Origin of the sequence: Clostridium thailandense (genome assembly GCF_019207025.1) — a bacterium.
In the GTDB taxonomy this organism is placed as follows: Bacteria; Bacillota; Clostridia; order Clostridiales; family Clostridiaceae; genus Clostridium_AM; species Clostridium_AM thailandense.
Genome location: NZ_JAEEGC010000210.1, coordinates 16,190 through 27,078, shown reverse-complemented (window position 1 = coordinate 27,078; position 10,889 = coordinate 16,190). Strand labels below are relative to the sequence as shown.

General features: G+C 32.2%; 7 protein-coding genes and 2 pseudogenes. 4 read left to right on the top strand and 5 right to left on the bottom strand.

Annotated elements, in window-relative coordinates; genetic code table 11:
• Positions 1 to 786 (bottom strand): sigma 54-interacting transcriptional regulator (locus I6U48_RS28555; protein ID WP_218323910.1); only part of this gene is annotated, 786 nt, incomplete at its 3' end.
• Positions 787 to 1,241: 455 nt separating this feature from the next.
• On the opposite strand from I6U48_RS28555, the gene I6U48_RS28550 reads away from it, so the two are divergent.
• The 3 genes from I6U48_RS28550 (at position 1,242) to I6U48_RS28540 (ending at position 4,912) form a co-directional block, all read left to right on the top strand.
• Entirely contained in the window at positions 1,242 to 2,036 is a 795-nt protein-coding gene (locus tag I6U48_RS28550) for an epoxyqueuosine reductase (RefSeq protein ID WP_218323909.1), read from the top strand.
• A gap of 221 nt (positions 2,037 to 2,257) precedes the next feature.
• Positions 2,258 to 3,574 carry an MFS transporter gene (locus tag I6U48_RS28545; protein WP_218323908.1) on the top strand — a complete coding sequence of 439 codons (1,317 nt, stop codon included), beginning with the start codon at positions 2,258 to 2,260 and terminating at the stop codon, positions 3,572 to 3,574.
• 246 nt (positions 3,575 to 3,820) lie between these two features.
• Positions 3,821 to 4,912 carry a uroporphyrinogen decarboxylase family protein gene (locus tag I6U48_RS28540; RefSeq protein ID WP_218323907.1) on the top strand — a complete coding sequence of 364 codons (1,092 nt, stop codon included), beginning with the start codon at positions 3,821 to 3,823 and terminating at the stop codon, positions 4,910 to 4,912.
• Between the two features lie 466 nt (positions 4,913 to 5,378).
• Here the strand turns inward: I6U48_RS28540 and I6U48_RS28535 are convergent, their stop codons facing one another.
• The 3 genes and pseudogenes from I6U48_RS28535 to I6U48_RS29950 all read right to left on the bottom strand — a co-directional run.
• Positions 5,379 to 6,245 (bottom strand): pirin family protein, encoded by an 867-nt coding sequence (locus I6U48_RS28535; protein WP_218323906.1) that lies wholly within the window; start codon positions 6,243 to 6,245, stop codon positions 5,379 to 5,381.
• Between the two features lie 171 nt (positions 6,246 to 6,416).
• A pseudogene (locus I6U48_RS30420) lies at positions 6,417 to 6,788 on the bottom strand (sensor histidine kinase).
• A gap of 284 nt (positions 6,789 to 7,072) precedes the next feature.
• Positions 7,073 to 7,237: pseudogene (locus tag I6U48_RS29950) on the bottom strand (MFS transporter); the annotation flags it as partial.
• 301 nt (positions 7,238 to 7,538) lie between these two features.
• On the opposite strand from I6U48_RS29950, the gene I6U48_RS28520 reads away from it, so the two are divergent.
• The gene (locus I6U48_RS28520; RefSeq protein WP_218323903.1) at positions 7,539 to 8,699 is read left to right on the top strand and encodes an aldo/keto reductase; all 1,161 of its coding nucleotides are present in this window, start codon (positions 7,539 to 7,541) and stop codon (positions 8,697 to 8,699) included.
• Between the two features lie 123 nt (positions 8,700 to 8,822).
• On the opposite strand, the gene I6U48_RS28515 is transcribed toward I6U48_RS28520, so the two are convergent.
• Entirely contained in the window at positions 8,823 to 10,886 is a 2,064-nt protein-coding gene (locus I6U48_RS28515) for a penicillin-binding transpeptidase domain-containing protein (protein ID WP_218323902.1), read from the bottom strand.
• Between the last annotated feature and the right edge of the window lie 3 nt (positions 10,887 to 10,889).

Genomic DNA, 10,889 nt, shown 5'->3' with positions numbered 1-10,889 from the left:
CTCAGCTTGTTCAAATAACCCCTTAGTCTCCAAAGCCCCTGTAAACGATCCCTTTATTGTTCCAAATAATAAACTCTCCAATAAATTACTAGGAATGGCTGAACAATTTATCGCTATAAACGGTTCCTTATGATTACTTGAAGCATTATGAATTCCTTGAGCAAACAATTCTTTACCTGTACCTGTTTCTCCATATATTAAAATATTAGATTTATGCTTAGAAACTTTATGTGCATTTTCAATACATTTTTTCATTATTTGACTGTCACCTATAATATCATTCAAGCTAAATCTTGTCCCATTAATCGGAATATCTGTTCTTTTACTAGTTCTTAATTGTTGATGAAGTTCATATATGTTCATCAACATATCATCTATTTGCGTTACATCTTTATTAATAGAAAAGCATCCCATAATTTCATTATTATAAAAATACGGATACATACTATGCGTGATATGAATTCGTTTACCATTTGAAATTGTGTAATACATTCTTTCATTTTCTATAGCGTTTTTATCTTCAAGTATTGGTACTGCTAAATTTGTGTCCCAAATTTCTGTTTCTTTTTTTCCTATTAACATATTTCTTTTTTGACCTTCAATTTTTTCACTTACACCATTCATATAAATCAATGTGCCATCTCTATCATACGCATATATTGCTTCATCAATTTGCTCTAATATATTCTGGAGTAAACTTTCTTTTTTCTCATATTCGCAAACGGTAAGCTTTAATTTTAATAATTCCCCCTCTAAATCAATCAACTTTTGATTTTCTCTGTTCATAAATGTATTCCCCTCCCCTTACTAAATCATATATTAATTCCTGTTATTTAGGAACCATTGAATCTAAATTTAGAGATTCAGTGTTAAGAGTCTTAATCGAAACAATTGATGTTCGTACTATTTATGGATGTAATGAAATTGTACGTTTGTACAATTTCTGGTCATATTTTATCAATAAAATATTCTTTCCATAAATTAAATTATCATGGTATATTTTAAATAAATCCTACGATACTATTTTTGATATAAAGACTATATACAGTAATTTCCTATAAGTTTGCAATTAATTTAATTTTATTATACATTACATTCTAATATTAAAGCAAAGAATGGTATCTATTATTATTTTTTACTTTTTTGCACTAAGTATGACAAATAGCTTTGGAATGAACTTTGCTTTAATAAAATTATCAAAGAATTTAATTAATCGCTTATTATTTGTGGGGGGGATTATTATGAAACAGAATATTACAGAGTTCATTATTGAATTTGCAAAAAAACAGGATATAGGTGGACTTATATCAGATATTTGGAGAACACCTTTGGTTAGGTTTGGAGATGCAAACCACCCAGATATGAAGAAACTACGCAAATTAGTTCATCCAGAACATGTATTGCCTAAGGAAATTCTTCCAGACGCAAATGTTATTATCGCTTACTTTTTCCCATTTAATGAAAAAATTGTAAATGGAAACAAAATAGAACGACTCAGTTCTAAAGATTGGGCTATGGCTTACGAGAAAACAAATGCTGCCTTCGGTGAACTGAATCAGTTCTTGATTTCACTTCTTGAAGAAAAAGGATACAAAGCTGTAGTTGCACAACAGGCTTTCCAATATGATGAATCTATATTAAAAAGCAGATGGTCACAGCGCCATGTTGCAAGATTATGCGGTCTTGGTACTTTTGGAATTAACAATATGCTTATCACAGAATCTGGCTGTTGTGGACGCATAGGCACAGTGATTACTAATTTAGATGTTAAACCAGATTCCCCTATCACAGAAGAATATTGTATGTTCAAAAAAAATGGTTCTTGTGGAGCTTGCATATCACGCTGTCCAACAAATGCGTTGACTAAAGAGGGCTATAGTCGCTTCGTTTGTAATGCTCTGTGTGATGAAAATGCCAAAGTTCATGTTGGTTATGGGAATTCTTATACATTAGAGAATGCAAAACAAGAACTTGCAGGGACGAACACTTGCGGTAAATGTGTCGTTGGAGTTCCCTGCACATTTAACAGACCATAATATTTTATCTATTGTTTCATTCTTCTATTATTTAAATATATACCAAAGGTACATACTTACGAATAGATTAATACAAGTTAAAAAAGCATATGTGAAAGATATAGAATTATCAACCTGTACAAATAAATAACTATTAGAAACTAAAAAGAAAAGTAAAATTATGAAATCATCAGCTGCTAGAAAATGAAATACTTAAACTTCTAAGAATGGGGGAATATTTTATGAATACTAAACTGATTAATTTAGATGATCTTCCACTTAATAAATTTCACATAAAAATCACTGCACTCACTTTTGGCGCGCACTTTACTGATGGTTACGCTCTTGGAACTATTGGCTTCGCTATTGTTCTCATGGCAAAACAAATTTATCTTAGCCCTGAGTGGATGGGCTTATTAGGAGCTTCAGCTTTAATGGGGCTTTTTTTGGGGAGTATAATACTAGGAGGTATAGCAGGACGCATAGGTAGGCAAAAAATATTTCTTTTTAACTTTGTAGTAATAACATTTGCTTCTGCTCTTCAGCTTTTTGTCAATAGTCCTATTCAGCTATTCTTTTTGAGAATTCTCATAGGCTTTGCCTTGGGAGGAGACTACGCAGTCGGAGTGGCTCTGCTTGCTGAATTCGCTCCTAAAAAACATAGAGGTGTTTTACTTGGAGCTCTAAGTGTAGTATGGACAGTTGGATACGTTGCTGCAAATATAATTGGAATCATTTGCACATCAAGTTCTTCTGCAGATTTATGGAGATGGATGCTTGCCAGTGCTGCAATACCTGCTGGACTTGTATTATTGTTAAGAATAGGGACTCCTGAATCTCCAAGGTGGCTTATTAGCAAAGGGCGTTCAGCAGAGGCTCATAAAATTATAGTTAAGTATTTTGGTCCTAATGTCGTACTGGACGAAAAGGTTATTACAGCTAAATCCAGTTACTTAGACCTTTTCAATAAAAAGAATTGGAAGCGTACAGCTTTTGGTGGGCTTTTCTTTTGCACACTTGTTATTCCGTACTTTGCCATATACACCTTTCTTCCACTAATATTAGGAAAAATGGGATTAGCTGAGAGTAATTCTGTAGACTTAGCATTAAATTTTGTTCTTATAATAGGTGGATTAGCTGGTCTTTGGTTAACGGTAAAACTTACCCGTAGAGGATTTACAATTTATTCTTATGCAATAATGGCCGTAGCATTAGGTATTCTTACTTTTACACACAATTTAATGCTTTCTGTTACAAGCTTTTTGATTTTTACTTTTGTGATGACAGCAATTTGTAATTTGACTGGAGTATATCCACCTGAACTTTTTCCAACAGAACTTCGTTCGGAAGGGGTAGGTATGTGTACCGCAATCAGTAGATTGGGGGCTGCAGTCGGAACATATCTTCTGCCTGTTGGCATTTACTACTTAGGTTTGGTACCTACGATGCTTGGATTGAATAGTGCACTAATATTCGGTTTGATCCTGTCAATTGCTTGGGCACCAGAAACAAAGGAAGTTAATTTAAGCAAGACTAGTGATATTCAATTAGGTAGCTAGTTAACTTAATTTATATAATCACCCTACTAATGCCCATCTCTTTACTAAGGATAAATATGTATTATTAATAAACTCTAAATTAATGAATTCCAATTAGCAAATCCCATGTTAATAATTAAGCATTAAGAATAGGTTATGGTGTTAATGCGTATTTTATCCTTAGTAAATTAATTACATTTTATTTATATCTAATAATTGGTAACTTATTGGCTTTTTAAACTAGATTTAAAACATGGAGGTATTCAATTGAAAACTGCTAAAGAAGCATATAATCAACATTTAAGAAGAATGCAAAAAGCAATAGCATTAGAAAAAACTGACAGGACTCCAGTATTGATAACAACAGACTCTTTCTATTCAAATAATATAGACGTAAAACTACCTGAGTTTTGTGCTAATGCTGAATTATCCAGTCAAACCATCCTTGATTCTTTAAAGCATCTAGGAGACGTGGATGCTATTGACTTCTGTACTTCACATGCTCTCTCATTAAAGCTAAAACAACTTTTAGGTGTTAAACTTCAAGAAAACACCTTATACCAGATTTATAAAAAGAGGTTAATGACAGAAGAAGACTATGATACTATTCTAAACAAAGGTTTTGAATATTTTTTCACGGACTATGTTGAAAGCAGATTAAATTTAGACATGAATAAAACATTTAAGCAACCAGAATATTTTTCAATAGCTCAGCAAAAATTTGAAAAGGAAGGATTTGTTACATGCTGTACTGTACTTTCATCATTTGAAGTGGACTATCTAATTACTGGACGTACATTAGAAAACTTTGTGAAAGATCTTCACAAAATGCCTGATAAAGTCTTTGCTGTATTGGATGTTATACATGAGTACCATATCAAAAGTTTGAGACAACAAATACGATCTACAAAACCTTTTTCTGTATTTGTTAGTACAATACGTGATGCTAGCCAATTTTATTCTAAAAAACATTGGGATCGTATCATAGGTAAATACTATAAATCAATTGCAGATATGGTAATCGAAGAAGGTTCCATTGTACAATGGCATATTAATGGAGGCTACGATAAAGATCTTAACTTCTTCCGCGATTTTCCAAAAGGAAAATGTATTTTTGCTCCCGATAGCACCATGAATATTTATAAAGTTAAAGAAGTACTAGGAGATATTATGGCTATACAATGTAATACTCCTCTAGCTTTACTTACCCTTGGTACTCCTGACGAAGTATATGACTATTGTGCAAAGCTTGTAAAGGATATGGGATCTGGATTTATTATGGGATCTGGTTACTGTGTTCCGTATAATGCTAAGATGGAAAATGTACAAGCTATGGTCGCAGCTGCAACAGGAAGATAATGCAAAAATTCTCTTTAAGAGAGTACAATTTAATATCTATCAAAGAAACTTACCAACAACTTTATGTAAAAATTAACATTTTAAATTTAATATTAATAAATATTTTTCATTCTTATAAAATTTAGATTATTCCCTATCATTATAAAATCTAACTGTATATTCGCCTGAAGCAGCTACTCTACCAATTTCCCAAAATAGTATTTTTACTTGAAAGAATCATTTCAAATAATAAACACTCACTACCTTTTATAGTTTGTCATATTTTTTCCTCTTAACACTTATTTTTTACTTGTTCAATTTAATAGATATAATTACTTAGAATCCTTGAATAGATAAAAAATTTATTTACTAGTATCTTAATCAATTTTTTGTTGCGTTTGGAGATTGATTTTTCTCTAAACAACTAAAAATCAGCTGGAGTTTAAACACCCAGCTGATTCAAATTTCCTCTTCATACTATGGTATCTTATTTGACTTTTTTTATAAAGGTATTGTTATCAAGCTCTAAGAACGCTAAATCTAGCTCCTCCTTTGTGTTCATAACTATCGGACCACCCCAGGCAATTGGCTCTTTCAATGGTTTAGCGGATAACAGAATAAACCGCACACCTTCATTTGCCGCCTTAATCCAAAACTTGCTGTCGTGGCTGAATAATACAGCTTGTTTTTCCTCAACTAAATCTTTAGGATTCTCAATGCTTTTATCAGGATCAAAAATTGCTTTTCCAGCAAAAATATAGACAAACAAAGTATTTTCAGCATTATTTATGAAATGCCATTCTTGATTAGCTGCTAATTCAACATCCAAATAGGTTGCTTTGATATATTTACCCTCAAAAGCACCTTTATGACCTTGATACTCTCCAGCAAGTACATGAATCTTTGTTCCACTTTCATTAATCACTGGTACATTTTCAGACTTTATATCTCCGTAACTTGGTTCAGTCATTTTATCTTTGGCAGGCAAGTTCAACCATAATTGAGCTCCTAACATACGTCTGCTCGCCTTAGGCATTTCCTGATGAATAATACCAGAACCAGCCGTCATCCATTGGCATTCTCCATCAAGAATGCTTCCGCTGTTGCCAAGATTATCTCCGTGTTCAATATCACCGTTTATCAAATAAGTTATTGTTTCAATACCTCTATGGGGATGCCAAGGAAACCCTTTTATATAGTCTTCAGAGTTATCTGAGTCAAAAGCATCTAACATTAGAAATGGATCATAATCTTTAGTGTCATTATATCCAATTACACGAACTAGCTTTACACCTGCACCATCAACAGCTGGTTGTCCTTTAGTAATCTTAACTACTTTTCTCAATTTCTCCATATTATTCTCCTTTCATAATAAATTGTTAAGGATATTTTTTATCATTTAATAATAATTATTTATAATTCTATTATTTCATTTATATATTATAATGTCAATATATTTTTACTTAAATAAATTCCCAATTTTAAGAGTCTTGAGCCTATTGTAACTTATTCTAACTTATTTCTTTTAAATCTTCAAAGTAAAATAAAATCGAACTCCATTTTCTATATTCTCTACTCCAAAATCGCTTTCATGTAACAAAAGAATATTTTTCACTATTGGAAGGCCAAGTCCAGTGCCTCCGGTTTTTCTGCCTCTAGACTTTTCAACTCTATAAAATCTCTCTCAAATTCTGATTAAATCCTCTTGAGGAATGTGCTCTCCACTATTTTCAATAGAAATATAAGCATTTGCAGCCTTTCTTATAACGTTTATTTGAATATATCCATTAATATTAGTGTGTCTTATAGAATTGCTTAAAATATTTGTAATAACTTGTTCAATTCTTCGTCTATCAGCACAAACTTGAAGATCAATTTCTTCGCAATTAAGGAACATAAAAATATTTTTTTCAATTACCCAAATCTTTAACCTGCTTTTAACTTCATCATCTGATCTTGCTGTAAGCAGCAAAAGCTGTAGCATTAAATGCAGACACCGTTGCAGCTATAAGTAGTGATGTTAAAATTGTTTTTTTCAACCTTTGTTTCCTCCATTTATATGTTTATTTGTTACAAGATTATTATATTTTTCTCATGTGTACTTCCTGTGTCCTTCACATTAACATCAGGAGAACAAATTACAATATGAATAATATGAATATCAAACAATTCAATACATATCATCATACCGATCCGTTCGGGAAATTTCTGTTTGAATAGACTGGATATTATCACATTGCCAACAGAAATTGATAATCCAAGAATTGCTGTCCCAAGAAATAATCCAAAACCCCCAAGCAATAAGCGTAATATAATTCCAAACGTCAGAAAGATAAGTAACCAGAAAGCACCAATTTTAAATAAAGGAACTCTCAAAGATAAGCTTTCCTCTATGATGGAATGCTTTCCAAGTATAAGAACATCAGATGCAGTGAAATATACTTAAACGTAAAAAATTTATTATAAAACTGTTGACTTAGAGTACACTCAAAGGTGTAGTATAGATTCATGGTTAGGATATTTCAAAGAAATTTTATTAGAGTATTAGTCATAAGGACTATGGGATTTTTTGTTAATACTTAAACCAGGTTAAATGCAATTTGTAGACTGAATAGTCAATAAGTGAGTTAAAAAAGGAGATGGAAAAATGTTGTATAGAAAATTTGGTAAAACAAATGAAGAGGTTTCACTATTAGGTTTTGGCTGTATGAGATTACCTATTATTGATAATAATCCAGCTAAAATTGATGAAAAAAAAGCAATGGAATTAGTAAGAAATGCTATAGATAGAGGGATAAATTATATTGATACTGCTTATCCATACCATGGAACTGGATTTGATAAAGGCGGCGAAAGCGAGCCCTTCGTGGCTAAGGCTTTAAAGGATGGTTATAGAGAGAAGGTTAAAATAGCTACTAAACTTCCTTCTTGGTTAATTAAAAAGAGAGAAGATATGGATAGGTTTTTAGATGAACAGCTTAACCGTCTTGAAACAGATCATATAGATTTTTACTTAGTACACTCATTAGAAAAAAATACGTGGAAAAATTTAAAAAGCTTAGGAATAAATGAATTCTTAGATAAAGCAATAAAAGAAGGTAAAATTAAGCACGCTGGTTTTTCTTTCCATGATGATATTGACACTTTTAAAGATATCGTTGATTTTTATGATTGGTCCTTTTGCCAAATACAATATAATTATTTAGATGAAAATTATCAGGCAGGTAAAGAAGGATTACAGTATGCAGCAAGTAAAGGCTTAGGTATTGCCATTATGGAACCAATAAAAGGTGGAACCCTTGCTAATAAAGTGCCAAAGGATGTATTAGTGGCTTGGGACAAAGCTCCTATAAAGAGAACACCTGCTCAGTGGGCGTTAAGATGGGTAATGAATCATCCTGAGGTTTCAGTAGTACTAAGCGGCATGAATGATTTAGACCAAGTGGAGGATAATATAAATACAGCAAGTGAGTGCACAGCTAATTCATTAACTGGAGAGGAACTAGATTTGGTGGATTTTGCAAAGAAAACCTTCAAGGCAAAGATGAAAATTAACTGTACAAGCTGTAGATATTGTATGCCTTGTCCAGCGGGTGTGGATATACCTAAAAACTTTGCACTTTATAATAATGCATTCTTGATGGATAACCTGCCTGCAATAAAAGCTACATACGATTTTAGAATAGCTCAAAGTGAAAAACCTTCAAATTGTGTTCAGTGTGGAAAATGCGAAAAACACTGCCCTCAAAGTATTGCAATTAGAGAAGAACTTAAAAATTTAAGAGCAGTATTTGAACAAACAACTTAAAAATAATTTTCATGAGGACTTATTTGGATTAAATATATGAAATAAGTCCTCATGCCTATAACAAGGCGAACTTTTGGTTTTGCCTTGTACCCCATTGATCGTTGTGCCTATTACACCCTTGGACTACTTGTGAATGATAAAGCTTTCAAATACTTTTCTCACCATTGGAACTACATAATGACTTCCACCTTTTTCTTTTACATCCTGAGCCATAGTTATTACAAGAAGTTTAGGATTATCTGTGTTAACTGCTGCAAACCACCCTAATTCAGTGCCATTAACATCATTCTGGGAAAGCTTTATTTCAGCAGTTCCAGTCTTTCCCGCTAAATTTAAGCCTTCAATATAAGCTTGATGGCCAGTTCCTTCAGGATTTTCAACAACCTGAGTTAAATCTTTTAAAATTGTATTTGCCACATCCTTTGAAAAAACATTACTCTTCCATATTTCAGTTTTTCCAGTTCCATTGTACTTAAGATATGGTTTTATCATATTGCCATTGTTAACAAATGAACTGTAAATAACTGCTAGATGAAGAGGGTTCAGCAGTATTTCACCTTGACCATATCCACTATCTGCTAACTGAATTTCATCTTTGATATCTCCATCTGCATCAAACTGAGATTTAGACATTGCATATTCAAAAGGAATCTTTTCACCTAAACCAAACTCTTTAAGCTCTGTTTGAAGAGTATCCTTTCCAATATCTAATGCTGCCTGTGCAAAATATATGTTGTCAGAATGAACCAAAGCATTTATGAGGTTTGTTGGTTGTCCATAATCTTCAACTCTCGTAATGAAATAATTTCCCCAACTCTTATTTTTCTGCCATTTAAGTCCTGAAATATCCTTAGAAACTTCTTCATCAATCTTCTTTGTTTTAAGCCCTATTACAGCAGTTACGGGCTTAAAAACAGATCCAGGACACAAATTGCTTTGAAATCTGTTATACAGAGGTTTTTTCTCATCTTCATTCAAACTTTTCCATAAATCCTCTGATATTCCCATGACAAAATCATTAGGATTATAGGAAGGTGTACTAACAAGCGCAAGTACTTCACCAGTTTTGGGATCCATTGCTACTGCAGCTCCAGCGTCTTTGCTTAATTCATCATAAAGAAGACTCTGCATATCAGAATCTATAGTTAACTTTAAGTCTTCACCATCTTTCTTTGCTTTACTAATCAAAGACTTTTTTCTTTTACCACTTTTGTCCACTATATATATTTCACATCCATCTTTTCCCCTAAGTATTTTTTCATATATTTTTTCCAATCCAGTTTTTCCTATTATATCACTTTTTTTGTAATCTTCTTCTTTATTTTTTTCCATTTCATCTGCATTTATTGTTTGAATATATCCTACTAAATGAGCTGCTTTTTCCTTTAAGGGATATACCCTTGCTTTCTTTTTATTTACCATTACTCCTGGCACTTTTAAAAGCGAATTAATTCTCTCTGTTTCGTCTTCTGATATGGTCTTTATAGGAATAAACATATCCTGTTTTACATATGAGGCTGACAATTTTTTATTAATATCCTCTACTGCAACTTGCAGTATTTTTGAAACATCCTCCTTTGATTTGCCTGCATCATTACCAAGCTTTCCTGGTATAATACCTATTTGGGCTGCTGTGCCATCTAATGCCAAAACTTTATCATTTCTATCCTTTATTTCACCTCTTTTAGCATCCACAGTGTCTACACGTACTTTATCTTCATCCCCAAGTTCAGGAAAAATCATCTTGCTGCTCCATACAATTTTCCATGTTTTATCCTGCCTTAATTGAGCGGTATTAAAGAAGGTTAATTTACCTGCTACAGTGTCCATTGTGACTTCAAAATTAATATTTTCTGTACCTTTATGGTCATTATTTTTCTCTAACTTTTTAATTTTCACATCAACTTTTTTTAATTCGATTCCATTACAAATCTTTGTATAACGCTTAACAAAATCTGCTTCACTAATCTTTTTGCTACTCTCCTCGTCTATCATACTATACATAAATTTAAACTCTTTTTTATTCCATGCATCCATATACCTATTAAAATCTTTTTGAGCCGAAATAGTTTGGATTTTATTCCACCACAGAAATGATATAAATGATGTCAGCATAATTATTGTAATCCCCAATAAGATTAACTTTTTATTTTTATAAAACCTGACATTTAAAAAATTAATTTTCATTTA

What these genes read in the sequence shown, in the direction of transcription:
- I6U48_RS28545 (WP_218323908.1), top strand. Translation starts at nt 2,258, where the DNA reads ATGAATACTAAACTGATTAATTTAGATGATCTTCCACTTAATAAATTT.
- I6U48_RS28550 (WP_218323909.1), top strand. Translation starts at nt 1,242, where the DNA reads ATGAAACAGAATATTACAGAGTTCATTATTGAATTTGCAAAAAAACAG.
- I6U48_RS28515 (WP_218323902.1), bottom strand. Translation starts at nt 10,886, where the DNA reads ATGAAAATTAATTTTTTAAATGTCAGGTTTTATAAAAATAAAAAGTTA.
- I6U48_RS28535 (WP_218323906.1), bottom strand. Translation starts at nt 6,245, where the DNA reads ATGGAGAAATTGAGAAAAGTAGTTAAGATTACTAAAGGACAACCAGCT.
- I6U48_RS28520 (WP_218323903.1), top strand. Translation starts at nt 7,539, where the DNA reads ATGTTGTATAGAAAATTTGGTAAAACAAATGAAGAGGTTTCACTATTA.